The sequence below is a fragment of the Pelotalea chapellei genome, from assembly GCF_018531195.1.
Taxonomy (GTDB): domain Bacteria; phylum Desulfobacterota; class Desulfuromonadia; order Geobacterales; family Pseudopelobacteraceae; genus Pelotalea; species Pelotalea chapellei.
The window spans coordinates 114,967-139,035 of record NZ_JAHDYS010000010.1 but is presented as its reverse complement, the minus strand read 5'-3'; the positions used below and the strand labels follow the sequence as shown (position 1 = coordinate 139,035).

The 24,069-nt window shown below is 55.4% G+C and carries 12 protein-coding genes; 1 reads left to right on the top strand and 11 read right to left on the bottom strand.

What is annotated here, in order from left to right:
- Window positions 1–288: 288 nt before the first annotated feature.
- The 9 genes from KJB30_RS11970 to KJB30_RS11930 all read right to left on the bottom strand — a co-directional run bounded on the left by KJB30_RS11970 (window position 289) and on the right by KJB30_RS11930 (window position 10,674).
- Window positions 289–1,317, bottom strand: coding sequence for an ankyrin repeat domain-containing protein (locus tag KJB30_RS11970; protein WP_214299560.1), 1,029 nt, complete (start codon window positions 1,315–1,317; stop codon window positions 289–291).
- A gap of 95 nt (window positions 1,318–1,412) precedes the next feature.
- Entirely contained in the window at window positions 1,413–3,053 is a 1,641-nt protein-coding gene (locus KJB30_RS11965; RefSeq protein WP_214299558.1) for a tetratricopeptide repeat protein, read from the bottom strand.
- Window positions 3,050–4,300, bottom strand: coding sequence for a glycosyltransferase family 2 protein (locus KJB30_RS11960; protein WP_214299557.1), 1,251 nt, complete (start codon window positions 4,298–4,300; stop codon window positions 3,050–3,052). Before KJB30_RS11960 ends, KJB30_RS11965 begins: the two co-directional genes overlap by 4 nt.
- A gap of 4 nt (window positions 4,301–4,304) precedes the next feature.
- Window positions 4,305–4,949, bottom strand: a complete 645-nt coding sequence (locus tag KJB30_RS11955; protein WP_214299555.1) for a PIG-L deacetylase family protein — start codon at window positions 4,947–4,949, stop codon at window positions 4,305–4,307.
- Window positions 4,946–5,953, bottom strand: coding sequence for a glycosyltransferase family 2 protein (locus KJB30_RS11950; protein ID WP_214299553.1), 1,008 nt, complete (start codon window positions 5,951–5,953; stop codon window positions 4,946–4,948). The genes KJB30_RS11955 and KJB30_RS11950 overlap by 4 nt, the downstream gene beginning before the upstream one ends.
- Window position 5,954: 1 nt before the next feature.
- A complete protein-coding gene (locus tag KJB30_RS11945; RefSeq protein ID WP_214299551.1) occupies window positions 5,955–6,989 on the bottom strand; it encodes a radical SAM protein in 1,035 nt (344 codons plus the stop codon).
- Window positions 6,989–7,900 carry an NAD-dependent epimerase/dehydratase family protein gene (locus tag KJB30_RS11940; protein ID WP_214299549.1) on the bottom strand — a complete coding sequence of 304 codons (912 nt, stop codon included), beginning with the start codon at window positions 7,898–7,900 and terminating at the stop codon, window positions 6,989–6,991. The genes KJB30_RS11945 and KJB30_RS11940 overlap by 1 nt, the downstream gene beginning before the upstream one ends.
- Window positions 7,901–7,925: 25 nt before the next feature.
- On the bottom strand, window positions 7,926–9,038 hold the full coding sequence (gene wecB / locus KJB30_RS11935; protein WP_214299547.1) for a non-hydrolyzing UDP-N-acetylglucosamine 2-epimerase: 1,113 nt from the start codon (window positions 9,036–9,038) through the stop codon (window positions 7,926–7,928).
- A 19-nt stretch (window positions 9,039–9,057) separates the two neighbouring features.
- Window positions 9,058–10,674, bottom strand: coding sequence for an ArnT family glycosyltransferase (locus KJB30_RS11930; protein WP_214299545.1), 1,617 nt, complete (start codon window positions 10,672–10,674; stop codon window positions 9,058–9,060).
- Between the two features lie 206 nt (window positions 10,675–10,880).
- Here KJB30_RS11930 and KJB30_RS11925 point away from each other — a divergent pair, with 206 nt between their 5' ends.
- A complete protein-coding gene (locus tag KJB30_RS11925) occupies window positions 10,881–12,374 on the top strand; it encodes a hypothetical protein (protein ID WP_214299543.1) in 1,494 nt (497 codons plus the stop codon).
- Window positions 12,375–12,608: 234 nt separating this feature from the next.
- Here KJB30_RS11925 and KJB30_RS11920 read toward each other — a convergent pair whose 3' ends face one another.
- Together KJB30_RS11920 and KJB30_RS11915 are read right to left on the bottom strand one after the other, a co-directional pair.
- A complete protein-coding gene (locus tag KJB30_RS11920; protein WP_214299536.1) occupies window positions 12,609–21,257 on the bottom strand; it encodes a CxxxxCH/CxxCH domain c-type cytochrome in 8,649 nt (2,882 codons plus the stop codon).
- 103 nt (window positions 21,258–21,360) lie between these two features.
- Window positions 21,361–23,973: a CxxxxCH/CxxCH domain c-type cytochrome gene (locus KJB30_RS11915; RefSeq protein WP_214299534.1), complete on the bottom strand. Its 2,613-nt coding sequence runs from the start codon at window positions 23,971–23,973 to the stop codon at window positions 21,361–21,363.
- Window positions 23,974–24,069 lie beyond the last annotated feature (96 nt).

The window sequence follows — 24,069 nt, the reverse complement described above, 5'->3', positions numbered from 1 at the left end:
CGATGAGGGGCTTTTGAGCCTGGGCAAGAACTGACCGGACTGGGGCTGACAATCATATACATTCCATCAAGAGTGCTGCGTGATAAACGAAGGGATCCCGGCACGGGGTTGGGCATGGATTCAGGGGATAACTTATAGAAAGAATTTCACTGGGTGCATGTGACGGGCATCACTAGGATGATTTTTTTGTCCAAAAAAAAGCCATCGGCCCGAGTTGGGCGAGATGGCTGAAAATAAACTGAGGAAATATTTTTACGCTACATGTGCAGAAACTGGATGAACCGGAAATTACTTTTCCAACAGCTTGATGATACCGGTCAGCCCTTTTGCCCGGGCGACATCCTGTGCCGTTCGTCCATCCTTGGTCTTAACGGTTGCATCCGCTTTTTTATCCAGCAGTATCCTGGTGAGTTCCTCATTACCTTCGGCAACTGCAATGATCAGCGCCGTAATTCCCGAGTTGTTCCGAATGTTGATGTCGGCGCCGGCGTCAATCAAAAATTTTGCGATGTCGTTATGCCGTTGGCCTAATGCAAACATGAGCGCCGTATCGCCGCCAACATGGCTGAAATTGATACCTGCTTTGGACCCGACCAGAAGTTTCACAACATCAAGGTGACCGTTCATTGCTGCCGCCATCAGTGGGGTCACGTTTTCGTAATTTGAATTATTGACATTTGCCCCCCGTTTCACCAGGTACTTCACGATTTCCAAATTACCATTATGTGCTGCGATCCAGAGTGCATTAACCGCCATGCTGTTCATGTAATTTACCCACGCCCCGGACTTGACCAGCACCTGCACCATTTCAAAATTTCCGGCAGCTACTGCCGACATGAGCGGCGTCCATTCGTTAAGCGAGCCGCTTTGGGCGTTTTCGATGCTCTCGGTGTAATTGACATCGGCCTTGGCCTTAAGCAGCGCCTTCACCCGGGTCGTATCCCCCTGCATGGCGGCATCGAAAAGCTCACCATTTTTGGAACGGCTTGAGTTGCTTTCCAGGATGGCATCCCCTTCCAGGACGATTTTGAAGATACCGTCTCTGATCTTCCCATTTTGGTTGCAGTTGTCATATTCCCCCGTATACCGGGTTTCACCCTTCGTCTGCAGGATGGTTATTTTTTTTGTGCCGCCATGGCTGCAGCGCAATATTTTGCCGCTGTTTCTAGCGATAGCCTCATGCCCGCCTATATCGGTGATCATTTGCACCATTAATTCCGTGGTTCCCTTCTCGTCATATTCATAAGCTTCGCCACGAGCTGACCATAAGATAACAACTGCAAAAATCGTACAGACAGGCAAAATTGTGTTTTTCATAAAACCTCCAATTTAAGGTGTACAGTCCGTTCATGTAAAAGTCAGAATAAAAGATCTTATATAGGTGATGCCACGCACTCAATCGAAACAACCATTCAGTTAGCAATCCAAAGCCATGCCAGCTTTCCGGGATCAGGCCCAGCAGCTCCAAAATCCGCTTCTGCCTCTTTAACTCTACCCATACTTTTCAGGACCGATCCTCGCAAAAAATAATAGGGAGGATGCGGAAACTGGTTGATTGCAGCAGTCAGATCATCCAAGGCTTCGGCATAACGACCGGCAGCACGCAGCGAATCCCCGCGAAAAACGTACAGATTGTAAAGATAGGGGTGCCATGCTTCCGGTGCTGTCTGGATTGCTGCAGAAAAATCGCCGATAGCTTCATGAAATTTGCCGACAGAATGGTAATACAGACCGCGCTCTTTATGGACAATTGCTCCCGGACGTACGCTTACGATCCGTGTCCAGAAAGTCTCGGAGTTCTGCCAGACTGCAATGTCCTTCACAGTTGCGACGACGTAAAAGACCAGCAGAGCCAGGACAGGGATAACAATTGACTGCCAGACACGGTGCCGTGATCCGGCCTTCTTGAAAACAAGACCAATAGCCGCACCCGCTGCAATGCTCGGCGCTACGGAGGGCAGATAAGTAAACCGGGCAGCGAAGGATTGATCCCCGTTCTGCAATATCGCCAGTACCGGCAAAAGCGGAATGATGAACGCCAGCCAGGTGGCAGATATCCAACGGTATTTTCGAAAAGCAAAGATGAGTACGCACAGTACGGCGACAATGACCGATGTGACAAGATAGCTTGGCGGAATCGGGTCGGGGATGACATAGAAAGCGATGATTCCCACGGGGAGCAGCAACAGTCGTACATATTCGAAAATTGCGTTGCCGGAAACCAGCATCCGCTGGTGGAACGGGAACAGCTCATAGGAAATCAGATAGTTGCTCTCTGACGTGAAGTACACTGTCACCAGGGCCATGAGAACCGACAGGGCCAGAAAGGGTAGTTTTTCCCTCACAAGCGGCAGTACGTTGTCCCGCCGCAAACGCCGTGCCGGATACCAGTCGATCACAAGCAGCAGCAGTGGAAGAACGACACTGACCGACTTTGCCATCAGCGAAAGAGCGAAAAAGACCAGCGACAGAACATAAGGCCGGCGCGCTCCCGTGCCATACATTTCCTTGGCCTGCACGTAACAGAGATACCAGAGGATCGCTCCCAGGGAAAAAAAACCGTTCAGAACATCCTTGCGCTCTGTTACCCAGGCCACCGATTCCACCCGTAGCGGATGAATGCCCCACAAAAGCCCGGCCAACAGCAGTGTTACCGGGTGGATCCAACCATCCGCCCGCAGTTCCCGCTCTTCTTTTCCCGCTCCCATTCTCAGCACGCGGTCGGCAATCAGGACTACCAGTGCGGCATTGAGCGAATGAAAGACGATATTGGTCAGATGATAGCCGAACGGCTCCAGTCCCCAGAAAAAATGGTCGATGGCAAAGCTGATCCAGGTCAACGGCATCCACCATCCCACGTGTGCCTGGGTGAAGGCCGAAACAACGGTATCCCAATTCAACTGTTTGATAACCGGATTATTCAGGACATAGAGCGGATCATCGTAGTTGACGAAACCACAGCCAAGAGCGCGCAGGTATGTCGCCAGGCAGATCAGCCCGACGGTAACGGAAAGATACAGCAGCTGTTTTTTGTCGCCCTTGCCTCGGTTCACATTTCACCAGTCTTAACGCGCAGTTGCCCGGAATCCGTTTTCAGCTTCAGATATCCCCGAAAAGCCACCAGCAGCATCAGCAGACCGTGCTGGAACGTCTTCATCTTTGACACCCCCGCCAAACGGGGCTGGTAGCGAATCGGCAGCTCGACGATTTTCAGGTTCATTCTGGCGGCTTCGAACAACATATCAAAGTCGGGCCAGTCGGGATCCCTAAGGTCAAAAAACTGGTAATCCTTGCGGAACAGGCATTTCGTACCGCACAAGGTGTCCGTGAGCGGATGGTTGAGCAGCATCGCAAGGAGACGTGAAAACATCCGGTTGCCGAATACATGTACCGGCCCCATTGCCTCCCGGGTGAACGGGTGGATCATTCGCGTCCCGTTGACAAAGGCGGCGTCGGACATCTCAAACGGCTCCATGAAAAGGGGCAGATCTTCCGGCCGCACCGCCATGTCGGCATCCAGAATCATCAGCACCTCTTTGGTGGCGGCATTGAGTCCGGCCCGGGTGGCATAGCCCTTGCCCCGGTTTTTCCCGTAGTCCACCAGCTTGAGATGGTGATGACTCGCCATCAGGGACCGGACCACAGCGGCGGTGCGGTCGGTCGATCCGTCATTCACCACGATGATTTCATACTCGCGCTGCAGATCAGGAATTCGTTCCACACATTCGGCAATATTCCCTTCTTCGTTATAACAGGGAATGACGATGGAATAGCTGTAGCGCCGCCGCTCCTGAACGGGACGGGCCTGGGCCAGCAGCCAGGAACACGCCCTCCCCCGGATCGAAAATCCGGCGGTCTCCAGAAGCGATTCCGAAAGATGATCGGGCAGCCAGCTTTCCCGGTCGCTGCCATAGTGGGAAAAAAGGTTCTGGGTGCGGCGCACCACAGAAGGCTGTTCACCTACCCAGAGCACCAGGATGCCGTTGTTGCGGCACAGCGCCCGCAAGGTATGCAATGTGCGGGTCATGTCCCCCCGTTCAAGCAGGTTTCCCTCCATGATAATGCAGTCGAACGATGCATCTGATTCCAGCTCATCCAGCGGCAGCTGACAGTACTCCAGGGGCATTCCCTCTTCCCCGCTCCAGCCCGTTTGGTCAGGAGAAACAGCCACCACGCGGCCCGGACGCAACGATTTGAGCAGCTCCCGTGGCAGGGACTCACCTGCAAAGAGAATGCTCGCATGTGGAGCTATTGCTGGCGCCAGAAGCGCCTGCAGATTGCCTGCAGTCAGAGCGTTCATTTCCTCAAATCTCCAGCTTCAAGCGGATGCATTCGAATGGCTCCACATGGCCCGTGCCATGCCAGCCGCCGAGAATCCGGTTGTAATCGATAAAGCTGTGCAGCCATTCCGCCCCGCGGTTGGCAATTTCTGACTGGAAGGCATTGAGCGCCGTACGCTTGATCTCCACCGTTTTGCTGATATCGGAGAAGACATTCTCCCCCAGGGCGCTGGTGGCATTGGAATACCAGTTGGCGCGGAAGGTAAAAAGGCTTCCCACGTGACGGGCAGCGGTGGTGACCAGCCGGTAGCACTCCTGGTGATCCATATTCTGGTCATTGCGCCAATGGGTGAACACCATCTTGATGTCATGGACAAAGAGGAAATGCTCCAGGTAGCGCATCAGCTCAACCGAATAGCGCAGCTCACCGACGGTGCACTGAATCTCCCGACAGTCCACTACCTCGTAGCCGATGGTTCCCGCGGCAGCGCACTCCTCGGCATAGGCCTGCTCACGGCTGCGGTGGATGTTTTTTGCCGCGAAATGGGTTTCTGAATCGGTGAGGGTCATGCCGTAGACCCGGTGGCCGGCCTGGGCATACATGGCGAGGGTTCCGCCACAGCCGATGGCAATGTCGTCGGCATGGCAGCCGACAGCCAGAATGTTCATGGAATATTCTCCGTCGCTTTCAGTCCCGCATTGATAGAATCCCTGTTCCGTAGCCGGGGTGCCAATGCCATCCCCTTCCAGACGCCCCGGGCATAGGCGAGCCTGCCGAGGAAAATCTGCGGCAGCGCCAGGGTGACCGCCAGCGGTCGCACCCTGACCCAGGAATACCAGAGAAACCAGGTATATCCCAGCACAATGGCGGGCGTGGTCAGCAGCAGCCCGCCACGGCTGGCCGGAAAAAGGAAACTGTACTTCAGGTCCCGGTAGGTACCGCGCACCGACGGTGCATGTTCCCCCCAGCGGAACATGTGGTGCAGGTATCCGGCCATGGTCTCACGGTCCCGGTGGAACACCACTGCTTCAGGTACAAAGGCGATGGACAGCCCCGCACGGTGCAGGTCATGACAGAAGACCACATCTTCGCCGGTTACCGTCAATCCATTCTGCCAGGCTATCCCGACTGCGTCGACCAACCTCTTCTTGACGCAAAAATTGAGGCTCGGCAGGTACTCCGGCTTTCCCCCGTGCTCGAACTCAGGATAGACATTGAACCAGCTGCAGAGGTGGTCCACAAGCCCCCAGGAGAGCAGCGGGTATGGGCGGACCGGCATCACGCTCCCCCCTGTCGCGGCCAGCGCCGGGTTCTGACGGTGATGGTGCCAGTGGGCTTCGAGAAGCCCCGGAGAAGCGATCAAGTCGGCATCCAGGTAGAGCACCAACTCCGCGGCTGCCAGGGTGCTGCCGACGTTTCTGGCCACACCGGGGCCGCGATGTTCCTGAAGCTCCAGCCGAACCGCCGGCACCGTTGCAAGATAGTCACGGGTACCGTCATCGGAACCGTCATCAATGACGATGATCTCGAAATTATCCCGGCCGATGCTCTGCCGCTCCAGGCTTTCCAGCAGGGCCGGCAACGTATCCCGAGCCCGAAAGCAGGGGATCACCACCGAGATCAGCGGCACGCGCTCCTTTTCTGCAACGGCGGATTGCTCCCGGTTCTCCATGTCAGGCAGGGTTTCCAGCCTGCAGCGGTGCAGGAAGAGGCTGGTGCAGTAGTTGAAGGAAGCTGACGGGTCTGAAAAGCAGGCTGTCCATCAGCGCGCAGTTGTGGGTGCAGTGACAGCCGTTGGCCCGAATGGAGGCACACTGGCGGCGAAAGCGCTCGCCGGCAAGAATATCTGCCAAAGTCGTTTCCCGCACATTGCCCACCGTCGGCAGCATTTCGCAGGGTGAAACTCCGCCATCAGCATGAACAACCAGATGGGCGGAGCCGGCAAGACAGGGGATCACCTGCCGTCCCTCCTCCACTATCCGGATACTGGTTGTCCAGAGGAGCCGGTGGTAATTTCTAAGGATACGGGCCTTCACCCGATTCTGACCATAACCGTAGCTGCCCAGAATCTGCAGCGCTACGGAAGCCAGGCGCTTCAACTCATCCACCTCCGGTAGCCCGACCTCAGGATCTCGGGAAATACCACGATGGAAAATCACGGAATGGAAGTCGGGCTTGCGCGTGCTTACATAGGCCATCAGTTCCGGCATCCTGGTCAGATTGTTCTTTGTCAGCACCGTATTGATCTTGACCGGAACCTGAAGCGCCCGGAGCGCCTCAAAGGTCTGCCAGGCCCGATCCCAGGCTCCGGCCTGCCCTCGAAGTCGATCGTGTTCCTCTTTAATGTCGTCGATGCTTACCGAAACCGCCACCTGGGCCCCGGTCTTCTCCCTGATGCGCCGCACCCCTTCCACAACCTGTTCCGGAAGGCTGCCATTGGTCGGAACCTGCACCACCCGAGCCTTAAAGCAGGAGACTATCTCCGCCAGATCGCTTCTCAGGAATGGCTCCCCTCCCGCAATATCCAGCCAAAACAACCTGCCGGCTTCCATCCCCAACTTACGGTAGTTTTCCAGAGAAAGCTCCGCACCCTTCCCTTCCGTCACAAAGCAGTGGCCACACCGCATGTTGCACCGGTCAGTAACCTGGATAATCAGGTGCTGCAGATTATGCCGCACCTGGTAGTGGAGGAAGCGGGAGATAAACATCACACTCCTTGTTCCGCCCGGAGAAAGGCCAGGGTCCGCTCGATCCCCTCCTCGAACCCGACTGTGATGCGATGTCCCAGGGCCTTTTCAGCGGCAGTGGTATCGCAGATCTTGATGCGGGTGGTCAGGGGTTCCGCTTCCCTCACGTCCAGTAAATCCGGTGAAGCGCACGCTTTGCGCAGGATCGATTGGGCCACATCCTCGATGCGGAACATTTCTGTGGTATTTCCGATGTTATACACGGCACCACACTGGAAGTTATTGACGATGTTGGCCAATGTATTCACCGCATCGGTGATATAGATAAACGAGCGCTGGTGCCCCTGGTGAACGATGATTCTGTTCCCGGCCAGGGCATCATTGCAGAACCGGCAGATAACGCTCCGGTAGCGGGAATATGGTTCATTGCCATAGAGGTTGAACAATCGCACGATCACGTAGGGAATACCGTACATGGCATGTCCGTTGATCATCTGCCACTCGTTGAAGATTTTGGTTCCCGCATAATCATTGAGCGGTTTGATCACCAGCCGCTCGGTGACATCCTCGGTCATCACCCCGTCGTAATCGCCGTAAACTTCGCTGGAGCTGAACTGGACTATCCGGTAGCCGAACTCCCGGGCCAGACTGATCAGGTTCTTGGTGCCGATCATGTTGGTGCGGAACAGCTGCTCGTAATAATCCTCGCCGTTTTTGCGGCCAAACTCGGCGGCGGCATTATAGACAATGTCCGGTTTCGCCCATTCGAGCGCCTCGCGCAACTGCCGATAGTCCGCAATATCGCAGCGGTAATAATCGGCCAGTGGCGTATGCTGCAAGTCGCATCCGGTCACCTGATGCCCTCTGCTGCGCAACTCACGCGCCAGTTCCGAGCCCACCACTCCGCATATGCCGGTAATAAATATCTTCATCGAATCACTGGTCTCCTCGTTATATCTACCTTGGATATAGTCGCGCCAGCAGCACATCGACAATCCGTTCGGCTGCCCTGCCATCCCATTTTTCCGGGATCCCCTTTGGGCTGCACCTGCCGGCAAGTATCGCCTCGGCTTCCTCCTGCAGGGATTCCCCGCGGCTGCCCACAAGCACGTTGGTCCCCACGGTGCAGGTTACCGGTCGTTCCGTGTTGTCCCTCAGGGTAAGACAAGGAATCCCAAGCAGCGTGGTTTCCTCCTGTATCCCGCCGCTGTCGGTCAGCACCAGCCGCGCATGCATCATCAGGTGCAGGAACTCATGGTAACCTTGCGGGGCAATAGGCCGGATGCCCGAAAGCCTGGTACTTGAAGAAAAACGCCCGGACAGTCCCAGCCTGCTGATGGCCTTCATGGTGCGCGGGTGCACCGGGAACAGCAGCGGCAGCCGGCAAGCAACTTTTTCCAGAACCACCAGCAGAGCCTCGAGGGCCTCCGGAGAATCAACGTTGGCAGGACGATGCAGGGTAAGCAGTCCATACTCCCCCGGGGCCAGCCCCCATTCGTGGATCAGGGAAAGCCCGGCTGCCTGCTGACGCTGCCGCAGCAGCGTATCGATCATCGTATTACCGACAAAATGGATTTTTTCTGCAGTGATTCCCTCGCGCAACAGGTTCTCACCGGCACTCGCCTCGGTGGTAAAGAGAAAATCACTGAGATGATCGGTACAGCGGCGGTTCAGCTCCTCCGGCATGCTCACATCAAAAGAGCGCAGCCCTGCCTCAACATGCCCCACCGTAATTCCAACCTGCCGCGCAGCAAGCGCGCACGCCAGTGTTGAAGTCACATCCCCCGCAACCAGGACCAGTTCCGGGCATTCCCTTCGGCAGACTTTTTCAAAGGCGAGCATTATTCGTGCGAACTGCTCGGTCTGCGTGCCGTTCCCCACCTCCAGGTTGAAGGATGGGTGCGGCATACCCAGCTGCGCAAAGAATCTCCCACTCATCTGCTCGTCGCTATGTTGCCCCGTATGCAGCAGCAGCGGCCGGATGTGGTGCGGATGACGGGCCATGGCAGCAATGATCGGCGCCATCTTCATAAAATTGGGGCGGGCACCCACCACATTGATGATCTTCATCGTTCCCCACCCACGCCGTTCAATATTTGGAATTGGCCTTGTAGCTCTTCGTGCCGGAAAGGTCATAGATAAAGATGCTGTAGCCGATCTTGGCAACCGGCTGTATGTCCCTCAGCCAGGCGTACTGATCGTTTGGCTGAAGATAGGTTCCCTGCAGATTTGTGGCACTGACTGCAATCGGTTGATCCTCGGGAGCGGGTGCCGAACGTTCCGGATGCAGATCCTCCAGATGATAGCTGGGGAGCCAGTCGTAGTCGATGCCGTGGCGACTGGGCGCATCGGCGCCAAAGTAGCTCAGGCTGATCCGCTTGATCCCGTTGTTGTCCATGAACTTCTTCAGGCCCTTCAGGTCCTGTCCCCAGTCCAGGTTGCCGTCCACCAGGTAGCGGTATCCCTTGTCCGGCCCACCGGCAAGCTCATTGAAATAGGCCAGGTAATGGGGCGCAATCTGCAGCGAGGCACTAATGTACCATAACGCCATCAGCACGATCAGCACCTTGAACTTTTTTCCGTAAACGACCAGGCTTCCTGCCAGGACAAACAGGAACGGGTACACCGGCAGGATATATCTGAGCGCCACTGAATAGGAAGAGACACAGAACACCAGGAGCACTGCCGCTGCCGGCACGATCAGAAACAGGGAATCGCGCAGTGCAGCTCCCCGTGCCCGGGCCAGCATCACCAGGGCGGTGCACAACAGCACGATAAAGGCCAGCGGCGTTTTCAGCAAAAAAGCGACCGGGTAGTAGTACCACCAGCCATGAACCGAATACTCACCCGCCAGAAACGACAGATGCCCCCTGCCGATCTGGGCGTTGCGGTACTCCAGCCCCTGCAGAAAGGGAGTGATCTGAAAACCGTAACCTGCAAAGAGCAGCAGGAATGCCACCGCACAGATGATCAGGGCCGGCTTCACAAAGGGCCGCCGCTCGGTCCAGGCAACAGCAAGGCAGAGCAGGCCGCCGACCGGCAGGAGCAGCAGAGCAGGGAATTTGGTCAGCAAGGCCAAGCCGAGATACGTTCCGGCAAGGAGGATGTTGCGGTATGTGCTGTCCCGCAGGCATTTCCGCAGGTAGTAGATGAAGATAAAGCTGAAGGCGGTCAGGGGGATGTCCGGCACGGCATTGCCGGACAGTGCGAGCATGTTTGGACAAAAAGTAAAGAGGAACAGCGACAGCATACCGCCCCACTCACCGTACAAATCCCTGGCAAAGCGGTACACGTAGAAGCCCAGCAGGACGCCAACCAGCAGCGTCATCAGGCGCGACAGAATCAGGATCCGATCGTCGCGGTTCTCCGGGGACATGAGGATACCCTGCCCCCGGAGTACATCGGAAGCACCGAGGAATATCAGGTCTCGCTTGGTATTTTTGTCGTACTCCCACAACCGGGGATCTTCATCAACGAACAGAAGCGGAAGGCTGTTGAGGTAATAGGTCAGCGGCGGATGGACAATGGAACCCATCACGTCCCATTTCTGATTGAGCAGCAGATATTTACCTATGCCGAAGTAGAGTATTTCATCATAGGTGGCCGACTTGCCAACAAGACTGGTGAATGACTGGACAAAGAAAAGCACCAGCAGGGCACTCAGGCAAATGCGCCGTTTGAAAATGTTCAACAGAATCGGGTTCATAGATCGGTATTCACTGAAGATGTTCAGCGCCTTCAAAAAATATTCTTCACGTATGGTTCATAAAAAAATGGTCGTGGCCGAATGAATTACTGTAATATTAATGAAAAGTATCATCTAACCGAGGCTGGCGGCAAGTGCTATCCGCTGGGTCCCTGATATCAGGTCTAAAGGAAATGACATAACCGTTAAGAAGGTACCAAAACACCATGAACCTGCCATTATCCCGCCGCGAATTTATCCTCATTTCCCTGCAACTGCTCGCCCTGACCCAACTTCCTGGATGCCGCTCGTCCCTGCCAATCCTCGGCAAAGATCCAATCAAATCCCCCCTCATGGTGGAAGATCATTGTGAGGCCCTGATCCACTGGGCGGAAAAAGGGATACGCGATGCCGTGCTTATCAATATCGACACCCACGACGACATGCGCTGGATACATGAAAAAAAAGTGGACGCATTGCGCGATATCTACGTGAACCAAGATTGGCAGCGTCTCAGGGGGGCGGGTGGCCTGGGGGACAACGGCCTCTACCATATCGGCAACTGGATCTATGCGGGCGGGCGTCTAGGCATGTTTCGCGAGGTTTACTGGGTTATTCCCTTTGAGGTGCTGTCAATGGAAAATCCTGATTCCAAAATGCACCGGTTTCTGGATGAATATGGCTTCAATCAGGAAGAGATAAAGTCCTTTTCACGGAGTGACCGGCAGTTCCACGGCACCTTCCATGGCGTTCCTCTGACGATCTGTGATATCAGATCACTTCCCGAGATCAGCTCTCCGCTGCTGTTAAGCATTGACGCTGACTTCTTTCCCCCCTACTCAACCGTGCACGAGAAGAGCTACCTGCCGTCGCTCCACGAGTTGTTCACGGCCTTGTATGCCAAAAAGTACCGGATACGTGACGCCGTTGTCTCCTACTCCGTCAATGGCGACTATCTGCCGCCTCACCTGCGCTGGGTTGGTGACACGATCGGGATGATCCTTGAAAGGCCGGGACTGATCGATGAGCAATCCTCTGAACTGCTCACTCTGCTCCAGCAAATAGACAACGATTATCGCGGCACGGACACGGCGGCGATGCTTGCGCTCCTGGAAACCTGGACAGTCAGATATCCGGCCGCCTCGCTCAAGGCCTACAAGGCTCTTGCACACACACTTAGGAATGAAACGGATAACGCCTTCCGGGCCGCTCAGGAAAGTTGCATCGCGGACAGGCGTTACTGCACTCTTCTGCCCTACATCGGAACCTACCATTACAGCGGGGGGAGTTACGCCATTGCAGAAAAGTTTTACCTCGCCGGCATCGCCGCCAATCCCGGCATGGCCAACGGACTGTTCCAGTACGGCCACTGCCTGCGCCAGATGGGACGGGTGAGAGAGGCCATTGCCGTGTACGAAAAGGATGAAGCCGTCAACGGCTCTTTCCCGACTGGCTTTCTGATTACCGAGACGTACCTGACTCTCGGGGATAAGAAGGCTGCAATGGCCTCCCTTGCCAAAGCCATCGAAGGTCTGGAGAGAAACAGGTATGCGGAGGTTGTTAACGACGAGACGGCCCGCGCCATTTATGCGGCCCTGAGTTTTTGCGACCGTGAGGGACTCAAGGAATTATCAGCTGTAATGCGCAAGAATCCGACTGTCGTCAGCATGTTCAGTGCATATCCACCAAAACGGACCAAGGGTAATACAGTAAGGGGGTAGTCAGCTACTCCCGTTAAATTTCAAGTGAACCGCACGACATTCATTGTTCTTCATACCCACAAACAACAAAGGTGAGGCCCGCAATCCGGCCTCACCTTTGTTGTTTGTGTCGTGTCAAGAATCAGCAGGGATGAACATCTGCCGAACCAACGATCCGTGGCTTGCTATAACTTCGCTTTTTCATGCGTTAATCTCCTTTCCCTGGAGTGCGATTCCGCCTCCAGGACAATACTCTTACCACTGGGTCTTCTTGTTCCACTTCTGTGACGTATAGGTGTTGTAGGTTGCACCACCTGCGGTTGTCGACTGGTGGCAGAGGGTCTGGGTCGTGCTGCCGATGGTGGTGCTTTCCACCTCTTTGCCGAAGAACCACTGGCCAGCGGTACCGAGTGGTTGCGAACCGGTACCACCGCCACCCATGGGGAAGCGACCGGCACCAGCACCCGAGGAACCGTTGCTCTGGGTATTGCCGGCGGCGGCATTGGTGCCGTTGTTGGCGGTATTGCCACCCGAGGCGACCCGACCGCGGTGCTTGGCATCCAGGCAATTGGTGACCGAGAGGCGCGGCAGTCGCGAGTTGTGCGGTGCATGACACTTGGAACAGGTGAAGGCGTGCTTGCTGTTGTTGGCATTGCCGCCCGTGGCGGTGGCCCACCCCTTGACTGTGTTATGAATCCTGCCGACGGTCTTCCAGTTGGCGGCCGTAGCATTCGCCGCGCTGTTGATCGCCGCCTTGGCGTGGCAACCGGTGCAGAGGCCGGCGAACTGGGTATCGGTAGTGCTCTGCTGGGTAGTTGGCGTGCCGGGGAAGGTCCAGGCAGTGCTGCCGGCAGCCGTCCCCATGGTGTTCTGATCGATGTTGTACTTGGGTGTACTTCCTACGCTGATGGCTCCTTTTCGTCTACCGCCGCCGCGGGCTTCGTTGGTGTTGGCCGGGGCCACATCCTGCTTGTAGGGCGAGGTGACCCATGTGCCCTTGAGCAGCGGTACTCCGAAGGCTCTGGTGCTCACATAGGTGGTGTTCCTGCTGACGCCATGCGGATCGTGGCAGGGAGTACAGAGGCCGTTGATGGGTGAAGAAGTGCCTACACTGTATGGCTTGTCATGCTGACCGTTTGCGAAGTTACGGCTGGAAACCGCGGTGGTCAAGGGAGACGAAGGACCGAAATGCCCACCTTTGTTGTCAGGGTTGTTCTTCTTGTACTGACTGGTGACAGTCGAGGCAAACGTCGAATAGTTGCCGAAGAAAGGCTTGTCGTTGTAGCCGTAGATGGCCTGACTAAACCCGAAAGTACTGTTATAGCCCCATGGTATGTCTGTATTAGCAGTTTTGTTGTTGTGGCAGTTGAAGCAGAGCGCCGCACCAGGGTTGTAGGCATTGTTGTCAGGGGCTGCCGAGCTGCCCCCTTCAACCGGTACATAGTCGGCGCTGTAGCCGCCGAGTCCTGCGGTGGTGGACTTGAGGATACCACCTTTGTAGCGGCCGGTTGCGCTGGAGTAGCTGCTCATGATGCCGCTGGCGTCGGTACCGTGGGAGTTGTGGCAATCGAAGCAGAGCACATTGCTCGTGGCAACGTTGCTACTGAAGGTGTCGGCGGTCATGGTCCAGCCGCGCTCATTGATAGTTGCCTTGCCATGGGCCGAGTAAGCCTTGTCCATAGATTTTCCGACGGTGTTGTTACCGGTGACCTTGCCCCAGGGAGTGGTGTCAGTACCAAGGGTGGTACCTGAACTGTAACGATTATAGATACTGGCGGCATCCCAGGCATACTTCTTGGGAGTACTGTTGTCGCCGATAGTGCTGAAAGGCGTGGTTGCGTCATTGCGGGTTCTATGGCACCCGATGCAGACATTGTTGATCTTGGCGTATTCAGTCCGCTTGCGGCTAGCACTGCCGTTGGCCGTGTATTTGGTGAATACAGCACCGCGGGCACCGGCACCCCAGATAACCAGATCAACCGTTTTGTTGGCAGTCCGGTCATGATAGGTAGCGTTTGTTGTACCATCAGCGTTGGCCTCCATATGGCACGGGTAGCAGTAGCTGTTACTGATGGTTACACCCTGAACATGGTGCGATTCCCCGGCAAACTGCGGGATAATGGCTTCACGGGTGTTGAGTTCGCCGCTGTGGCAGCCGATACAGGTCGGTTTGTAGGTTCCGTTAGTATAGTTGCCATCGGTTGTGCCCCAGGTTGGTCCTGATGAAACGTCGGAGACGTGGCAAAGGATGTTTTTACAGGTACCGGTGCCCTCGGTTGCTCCCGGCACATACACTCCCGACGCACCGACTATTCCGGGATTGAAGATGATATCGACCGTGCCATTGACATGTAGCGGATTGCCTGAGCCCGAGCCGTAGTGGCAGATCGTGCACTCGATGCCGAATCCTCCGTTATCGGAACTGGCAGCATGTTTCTGGTGGTTGCCGGTGAAGCGTCCGGCAGAAGTCTGGTTCCTGTGGCAACTGTCGCAGGTCATGGCAGCCCCGCCCCAGGTTGGTACTTTAAATGTTTTGTCATAAATATCGCTGTGGCAGTAAACCTGGCAGGTGCCGTAGGCGGTGCTGGGGGCCAGTTTACCGGTATCGCCGCTGTTCGTGAATGACGAGGCACCAGCCGGCTTGTAACCGGTTCCGCTGTAACCGGCGGTCTGGTTGAGACGCTTGGCGGTGGTATAGAACTCCCACTCCACCTTACCGTTGACATGGTAGTTGTTTGTCTTGATGCCGTGGCAATTGGCGCAGGCCAAATTCGGCTCGCCGAAGCCGGTGCCGACATGGGCGCCGTGTGACTTCCGGGCCCGGTATGTGGTGCCGTTCACGCCGTGGCAGGAACCGCACTCAGCCTGGGTAGAGCCTGCTTCCCAGTTGGGCTTGATATTGGTGCCGCCACCCAGCACGGCCAGGGTACCGGTGCCGCCACCGTGGCAGTACAGGTTTGCACAGGTATTGACCAGATCCTTGTTGAGGGTCCGCCGCACGGTGGTGCTTGAGCGGGTTGAGAAATATACCAGATTGGTGTTGTTCGGCGGATAATTGGCTGCAAGCGTTGAATATCCGTAGAATGTGCCCCGGCTGACTCTGCCGCCAAAGGCGTTGAAGCCGATTTCCATCTTGTAGCTCGGCATTTCCTGGGAATAGTTGTAGTGACAGACATCGCACTTATTGCCTATGTTCGGATTGATCGAGTGGCCCAGGTGGGCGCCCACGGAATTCTCGTTCCGTAGAGCACCGACAGCAGGCACTACGAGGCTTGCTTCATTGATCGGCGGACGTCCGTGGCAGACGTTGCAGCTGTCGACCACACCGTTGACATGCTTGACAGGGTTAGTAAAACCGTAGCCGGTGTTATCCACATGCTTGTGACAGAGGACGCACTGGTTGGCGATATACGGCCTGTTGTTATCCTCATCCCAGTGGGTGTAGCCCGATTCAAGCGCTGGCGGCGGGAAAGCATGACACTTGACGCAGTCGTTGGTACCAACACCGGTCAGGAATGGAGAATTCCAGATAGCAGGGGCAGGCGAGCCAAGGGTGCCGCCGTCCTTGGTCGGTCCGACCGATCCGTACGGTCCGGTACCTTCGTTGGAGTTCATACCGGCGCCGTGGCACCAGACATTGTTGCACTGCCTGGTTCCGTAGTTGTAACCCGGCTGATGGGCGGCGCTGGTGTAGCCGTTCTGGACACCGCTTTTAGCAAGATCGTTGAAGTTGAGTTCGGCAGGCAGGGCCGAGTCGATATGGCCGGGGGTGTAGGGTCCGGTCGGTTTGAGATGACAGCCGGAGCAGTCTATCTTGCCTGAATATTTGTACGGCATGGAAGTTATGTGCTGGAAGTGTGCTCCCACGTACAAATCGGTTTTCGATGTACTGCTGGCAGGTCCGGCAGTGCCGTAAAAGCCTGCAGCCGAAGGTTTGGTGGTGTGGCACTTGTCGCAAAGCGGGGTTGCTGTGCCTGTTCCCCAGACAAGAGCCGTTGGATCGGCTGAATTTTTCGGCCTTCTCGATCCGTGACAGTTGCTGTTGTAGCAGGTTCCGTAACCTGCGCTGCCGGGCGTTTTGGCGGAGCTGTAGGAGTAGTGGGTATTTTCACCCAGGCCGGAGAATGCCAGGTTGATCTGCCCATTGGCATGATTCAGCGGATTGGCGTCACCGCCGTTTGAATGGCAGATCCGGCAGTCAAAGTCTATTCCTCCGGTGGCCACATGCAGTGTATGGCTGCCGGTTGTATTCGGTTCGGCGTGACAGCTGCCGCAGTTGGTGGTTCCACCCCATTTGGGAGTAGGATTGAAAATGGTTGCAGGACCATTGGTCTTGGTGGCGCCGTTATAGGTCTGTACGTTACTGTGACAATACAGGTTGGTGCACGTCCCATAGCTGCTGGTGTCAGCAGGCGCACGGTTACCAGTGCTTCCGGTGTCGGAGCCCTTGTAACGCGCCAGACCGGCACTTACAGGCGGGAGGGTCGAAAGATCCCATTCCACGTTACCGTTGATATGAGCTGAGCTGGTTGAATAGTTGCGGAAACCATGACATTTGCTGCAGGCGATGCCGTTACCAAATCCTGGCTCCGTGCTGGCGTGCTTGTGGTGGCTGCCGGATGTTGGCGGCACGTCGCCGGCGGCGTTATGGCAGGAGCCGCAGCCGACCTGTGTAATACCGGTCCAGGCCGGTTCGTTGTTATAGCCGCCGCCACCTTCCCAACCATGACAATAGACATTGCAGGTCATGATCGTGTTGGGAGCCTGCTGGAGATCAAGTCCCGCAGCTTTTTGCCAGGCGAAATTATTACCCGGGGGCAAAGCCCGCAGTGTGCCGGAGCTGAAGTTGCCCACAAAACCGGTGAAATTGGTGTTATTGACCTTGAACCCCATGTTCAGTTTTTTATCACCCACCGGCGAGGCAGAGTCGATGTGGTTGCCGTTGCTGTGGCAGGCTTTGCAGTTCAGCTGGCGCGCATTGTGCTTTGCATGTGATCCGGCATTGGTGGCATAGGGAAAGAGAACATTTGTAGGCGGCACTACCAGCATGGCTTCGGTCGTGGGGGGATTGCCATGGCAGTCGTCGCATGATCCGGCCGTTCCCTGTGATTTGAAGCCGATACTATGGGGGTGGCACTTCATGCAGTTGGTATTATTGTTATGATCCTTCCAGGCAATCTTGGAAGTGCTGTACTGATGGTATCTGGCGTTATGGTGGCAGACTTCGCAGACGTTGGAACTAACCGTCCCAAGGCGTTTGTCATTGCCGTACACACCCGGCACACTGGCACCTGAAGCCGTGGAAACAGTCGAGAAAGCTACCGGACGGTTGCCGTTAGGAGTATCAATTACATTTTTAACCTGTTTGATGTTGGGCGAATTCGGTGTGTGGCAGGTACTGCACTCATAATCCAATCCCCAGGAACCATACCTGGCGGTACCGATCTGCATGCTGCTGTGCATCATTTTACCGTATTTGCTGACTTTGACATAGACCGGATCAGGGCACTGGGTTTCGCCGCCGGTGCTTTTGGTGACCTTGACATGGACGCTCTTCATTGCCCCTTCAACCGCCCCGGGTTTCGCCGTGAAATTGAGCGTGGTGTAAGCGGAGGCTCTGTTGGTATCAATAATGAAGTTATTTCCCGTAAAGGTACCGGGCGACAGGTTGCTGTCGTCAGCGTTACTTCCCATTATGGAAAGCGTGAAGGTTGTCGCCGGACAAACACCGGTATCCTTGTTGACGACACCTACCGTCATTGCCACTGAATTGCCGGCTTTGACATAGGAGGCCATCGGATCGATGGTGAGTTCAGGCAATTCAGAGCAGCGGTTTTTGATGCTGGCCGTGGTGTTTTTGGCTGAACCGGCAGTGATGTTGTTCACCGAGTCGATTGCACAGACCCTGTAACCGTAGGAGACACCTTCATCCAAACCTTTATTGATGTATGAAAGCGCACTGCCCTGGTAGACCAGAATGGACTTGAAGCCATCTGTCACGCAGTTGCGGGGGGGAGGCGCATTACCCAGACCGCGCACAAGTTTATAGGTTACGCCACTGCCGCTTGCGTCAGTGGAACCGGTCCAGCTCAGGTTGATCTGCGCAAGATCGACGTCAGCGCCATAGGCACCGGTAACAGCGGTCAGGGAGGGCTCAGTCGGCGGCAGCTGATCCAGGGTGATGGTGGCACTGGTGGGGTCGCTCAACAGCAGCCGGTTGGTAAGCCTGGAATGCGCCACAGCGGTTACGAAAGCCTTGACCGTAAAAGTTATGTTCTGATTTCCCTTGGGAGTGATAGCGACATAGTAATCTGTTCCTGTGGTGGTTGCTGCCAGGCCGACCGTAGGCACCTGCCAGTTGTCATTCATGGTGGGCGCGGTCAGGTGCCCCAGCGATGCACCGGCACCAGTGACGATATCCACCCGTCCCACGTAGTCTGAGATAACCTTTCCGGCAGGCAGGGAGCTGGCGGTTGTCAGGGTGACCGTTACGCTGGTCATGGTGTCGTTGACGCCGCCATTGGTTTTAAGATTAAAGGCATCCACTTTGGTTGCAGCGGCGTTCCAGGGGATGATCTGTGCGGCCGGTTCGGCGGTGCCATTGCTGAGGGTGGTCGTCGGCAGGATCGTCAGGCTGCCCGAGGCACTGTCACTGTTTTCGCCGAGAGCGCCAAGTGTCTGGACCGTCAGGTCGCTGACCAGAGCGGTGAGAACCACATTGGTGTTGGGGGTGTCGCCGATATCAACTTCCACCAGGTAGCGTGTCACTTTGGCTGTAACAGCAAGACTTCCGGTGGATATCGTGGCGCTGTTGCCGGTGATTGTACTGGTTGACCCGATCAAGGTATCGGTGGCATCACGCACACCGAGAGTACCGACGCTGGCGCTGTCGGAATAGATCCTGACCGCCTTGACGTTGGTGCTGTTAAACATGGCGCTGCCCTTGACGGTGATCGATGTGACTACCTTGGCCTTGGATGCGGTCAGGGAGAAGCTGTTAATAACTTTATTGGTATCGGTTGCATATACGTTGACATTGCCAATGGTAGTGCCATTGGCCACATCCACGTTTTCATTCTCCGCAGCGGTCTCCTGCACCGACAGGAAAGAGCCGGCGCTGCTGCCAATGGTTCCGTTGGCTTTGCCAAGGCCGATTCGCATGCCACTGGTGACACCAATCTGGATGCCGAGCCGGGCGCCGGCCGGCACATTGCTGAAATTCTGTCCAGCCAGTGAGGTGGTGACGGTCTGGCTGACCGAATTGCCGGTGATATATTTAGAGCTTATCGGCGCATTGACACGCACCCCGGCGCTGGTTACATAGAAAAGTTGCAGAGTAGCGGTGCCGCCGCCGACAGGGGTGTAGACCCGATAGACAAACGAGCCCCCCTTGATGGTTTTCATGATTGACGGGAAGCCGGTGCCGCCAAAATAAAGCCTGACAAAATCAGCCTGGGCACTACCGGTATTATTGGTATAGCCCTGGCCGGCAACGCTGGTGCAACTGTGAGCCGGATAATTGAGCATGCCCACCAGGGGAAGAGGCAATTCGCCCGGGCTGACATTTGTGTTTCTGACAATGCAGTCGGAGTCGGTGGCAGCCGGTCCGCCGGTTTCTTTGATACCTGTCAGGGAAAAGCCCTTGTCCCAGTCAGCGGGATAGTTCTTGGTAACTGCGGTGCCGCCGAACTGGATATTAGGGGTGGATGAAGAGGTACTGGTGACGTTGGTGATACCGCCGGTCGCCAGGGGTGCCGTAAAATAGCTGTTGCTGGCGATGCGCATCCCGACCGTGGTGTTATAGGTGGCATATTTGCTGATATTGTAAACCACGAAGTAGCGTTTCGGCGTCATGTCGATAGTTTGTGGCGTCGTCAGGGTGTAGGACTGGGTGGGGTTGGCGAAGCCGGTCGGGCCGAAAGTATAGGGGCCACCGACCAGGGTGTCGGTGTTTTCAAATAATCCATCACCATCCGCGTCCAGGTAGATCGAAAAGGAGGCATCGCCGGTATCGTCGGTACTTTGATAAACGCTGGTGTTGGTTCCGATTTTATCGATAAGGCCGCCGGTCCAGGAAGCACCACCGCTTTTATTGGAATAGAGGGAAAACTGGAGCATCGGTATATTACTGTCGCCCTGGGTAACCGTGGTGAGTTGGCCGCCATAGTAGTCGGACAGATTGGTGACGGTCATGGAGTCTGCGACGTAATTCGCCTCAGTCACCGTAAAGAACGAGTAGTTAGTGCTGTTTCCCCAATACAAGCGAGGCGATGAACCGGCAACGGCCATTCGACAGGTAATGACCACCTTGAGGCGGTGACCAGCGACAACATCCTTCGGTACGGGATTTGTAAATGTTAACTCCAGCGGAGTCTGTACCGTACCGTGCTCTTCCTTTTCATCGGAGGCCCAAAGCAGGGTGGCGTTGTTGGCAGCACCCACATTGCTGATGGTTCCAGGAGCTACAGTCGGATTGTAATCATAGACATAAGCCTTCCAATAGACATTGTTACCTCTACCGCTACGATCGCGCACACCGATGGTAACAGCCGGCGCGGTAAGGGTCTGTGTGCCGTTGGCAGCGCTGTAGACAGGGCCGTAGGCACTGATCATTCTCTGCTCTGTAGTAAGGGCAGTGTTGGCGGACACGGACCGGGAAGTAGCATAGACCCCGGTACCCATGGAGATCTTGCCGCCAAGGGTAGCAGCGGTGGAAGTGGTTCCATCCGTTCCCACATTCACGGCAGCAGAGGTGGTGAAATAATAGGTCTTGGTCGCCGTATCGCCGATCAGTGGCTTAAGAATGCCCTGATAGAAAAAACTGGCCACGACAAGCATGAAAACGATGCCTATCTTTGTCTGCAGGCTCATACCGCTGAGTTTTTTAGCGAGTTTGGTTCCCATATGATTCCCTCATGCAGTTAAAAGAAAGTGCATTTTTATTTTATTTTTTATTCCCCTCCATTCTCACCGGCTGAGAATGGAGGGTGATCAACCAAGGTACTTTTTACAGCGAGGTATGACAGCTGACGCAGGTAGTGACTCCGTTATTGTCACTCCACTTGACGGTCTGACCGTTATGGCAAGCCACGTTTGAACAGGTCTTAACATTATCGGTACCATCCCACATGGTTGCTGTATTGAGAGTGGTTTTGGCAGAATCGTACGATCCGGAAACTTTGTAACCCACGTTACGTTTCCATACACTGCTGTACGGTGCTGTTGCAAAAGTTGCCTGGCGCATCTGGGCTTTGGATTTGATCGCAACCGGGTTGAAGGCCACATTCACCAGACCATTGACATGTTTTGACTTGTCAGCAATGACCGCAGAATTTCCAGCCAGGGCACCGACCGTATTGCCGGCAAAGTGGCAGACCTTGCAGACAGCGTTGTCGTCGTTGCGGCCAGTGGTTATGGTCGCAAAATGGCAGGTATTGCAGCTGATGGTGGTCGCGTTTGCTGCATTGCCGTGAGAGCTTCTGCCGCTTGTGCCGGCCTTGGCAAGCCCGCTCGGACTGCTGTAGATGTTCATGGCATGGATGCCGATCTGGTGTCCACCAGGAGTGCTGGTGAAACCGAGGAAGCGATTGTTATAGTGGGCCTTGGACCCAGCGATAGTCGAGTTAGGTGCATTGCCGTGGCAATTGGCGCAGCGGTCGGAGCCAGCCGGGAATCCTGTGCCGTACCAGTTGGGGGTGGTGGCATAGATCAGGTTGGCGGTATTGCCGTTACTGTGGCAGTAGGAAGCGGAACAGACGATGTTGGTCTTGGAGATGCCGGTAATGCCACTGTTGACAGTATTGATTCCAGCGGTCGTAGCATTGTTTTTAGAGCGAAGCGTACCTTTTCCGGGCTCGTCCTTGTTTAAGGTAACATTGACGGTGCCGTTCATGTGACTGGCAACGGTAAGGGGATGACAGTTTGAACAGCCGAAGTTGTACTCGCCAGCGGTGGATCTGTTGGCCGTGTAGTTGTACATAGTCGGGATAACGGTGTTGCTGATGTGTTTGGCATGGGCGCCGCTAGCCATTAAAATCGCGAGGGAATGACAGCCGACGCAGTTGATGGGGGTGCCTGTACCCCATGTGGGGGTGGTGGTATTGTAGTGACAGGAAACATTGGAGCAGCTGTTGTAGCCGGTGCCGGGAATGGCTGAACCGTTGTACTGGGCTGTGGCACCGAATTTTGCGGGGAAAACGATATCAATCTTGCCATCAACATGCTTGGAGTATGCATTGTGGCAGGTGTTGGTGCAGCCTGAACTGAAAGCTTCTGTAGGAGCCACGTCACGTCCCACGTCATGACAGGTGATGCATTGCGCGGGGCCGGAATACGCCGACATCGCCAGGTGCTTGGTGTGACTGCCGGTGCCAATCTCCGACCCGCTGAAGTTATGGGTTGCATTCACATCATGGCATGTGCCGCAACGGGAGTTTGCCCCACCCCAGGTGGGTGTTTTGTAGGTTATTCCAATTCCGCCATCATTCTGGCCGTTGGAATGACAGTAGACATTGTTGCATTGGCCTTTGGCAGTGCCGGGATCTTTGGCGAAGGGTGTGGCCTGTGTAGCGTAAATGCCGTTTACAGCGGTGGTGAGACTGTTGAACTTGATATTGACCTTGCCATTGACATGGCTGGCAGAATCAGTAATCGCCATGCTGCCGTTGACTGTAGCAGCGTGGCAGCGGGAGCATTTAAACGAGTAGAAACCGGTGACATGCCTGGTATGGCTGCCACTGGCAATTATGTTTCCGGAAGCAGCGTCAGCCTTGTGACAGCCGGTGCAATTGGCAGGCAGCGGCGTACCCCAGGTTGGTACAACCACCGGTGGATTAAAAGCACTGGCCTTGTCACCGGGGCTATGGCAGTAAGTTGCCGTGCAGGTACCGAATCCTGCTGTTCCAGTGGGATTCTGACTCGGAAGGTAATCGTTCAGAGCGCCGGAATATGCGCCCTCTCCATTATTCGGGGCAGCAGCAAAACTGATGTTCAGATTGCGTTTTCCGGCACTGGTGGCATGTTGGAAAGTCGTATTGTTTGAATGACATTTCTGGCAATTGCTGACGCCTGAGTAGTAAAGTTCATGCTTGGCGTGGCTGCCTGCAGCTCCGGCAGCTCCACCGCTCGGCGGTACGCCATGGCATTTGTTGCAATCTGCCGGGGAATTAAATGCAGCACTGCCCCATTGGGGTGTTGCAGCTTCAAAATGGCAATTGACATTGGCGCAGGTGCCAAGAATTGGAATGGAGGTCTGGTTGCGGAAAGTGACTGCATTACCAGCTACCTTATACTGACCGCCGCCAGGAGCCGGAGATAAATTTACATTCGATGCCAGCTGAATTACGCCGTCACGGTGACTTGAAAGATATCCTGAATTATTATGGCATTTGGTACAACCTGCAGGATCGGCGGGGGAAGCCAGATGTTTCAGGTGATTACCAACAATGCCGCCAGTACTGATGTTTCTGTATGTGGCATCAACGGGAGGCATGCCGTGACAACCCGAGCAGGAGGTAATGGTTCCGGCCTGGGCGGTTGCATCAAGCAAAGACAGCGCCATTAGCGCAAGCAGCATGCAGATGAATATGTTGCCCTGCCCTGTCCTGATCTTTCCTACCATGACTGCCCCCAATCTAAAAAACATTGCCATTTTTTTGGATGTTAAAGAAACACAAGCCCAAAACAATTCAGTCAGAAACCTGCCAGATCAACTGAG

What these genes read in the sequence shown, in the direction of transcription:
- KJB30_RS11970 (WP_214299560.1), bottom strand. Translation starts at nt 1,317, where the DNA reads ATGAAAAACACAATTTTGCCTGTCTGTACGATTTTTGCAGTTGTTATC.
- KJB30_RS11960 (WP_214299557.1), bottom strand. Translation starts at nt 4,300, where the DNA reads ATGAACGCTCTGACTGCAGGCAATCTGCAGGCGCTTCTGGCGCCAGCA.
- KJB30_RS11955 (WP_214299555.1), bottom strand. Translation starts at nt 4,949, where the DNA reads ATGAACATTCTGGCTGTCGGCTGCCATGCCGACGACATTGCCATCGGC.
- KJB30_RS11950 (WP_214299553.1), bottom strand. Translation starts at nt 5,953, where the DNA reads ATGGAGAACCGGGAGCAATCCGCCGTTGCAGAAAAGGAGCGCGTGCCG.
- KJB30_RS11945 (WP_214299551.1), bottom strand. Translation starts at nt 6,989, where the DNA reads ATGTTTATCTCCCGCTTCCTCCACTACCAGGTGCGGCATAATCTGCAG.
- KJB30_RS11940 (WP_214299549.1), bottom strand. Translation starts at nt 7,900, where the DNA reads ATGAAGATATTTATTACCGGCATATGCGGAGTGGTGGGCTCGGAACTG.
- wecB (WP_214299547.1), bottom strand. Translation starts at nt 9,038, where the DNA reads ATGAAGATCATCAATGTGGTGGGTGCCCGCCCCAATTTTATGAAGATG.
- KJB30_RS11930 (WP_214299545.1), bottom strand. Translation starts at nt 10,674, where the DNA reads ATGAACCCGATTCTGTTGAACATTTTCAAACGGCGCATTTGCCTGAGT.
- KJB30_RS11925 (WP_214299543.1), top strand. Translation starts at nt 10,881, where the DNA reads ATGAACCTGCCATTATCCCGCCGCGAATTTATCCTCATTTCCCTGCAA.
- KJB30_RS11920 (WP_214299536.1), bottom strand. Translation starts at nt 21,257, where the DNA reads ATGGGAACCAAACTCGCTAAAAAACTCAGCGGTATGAGCCTGCAGACA.
- KJB30_RS11915 (WP_214299534.1), bottom strand. Translation starts at nt 23,973, where the DNA reads ATGGTAGGAAAGATCAGGACAGGGCAGGGCAACATATTCATCTGCATG.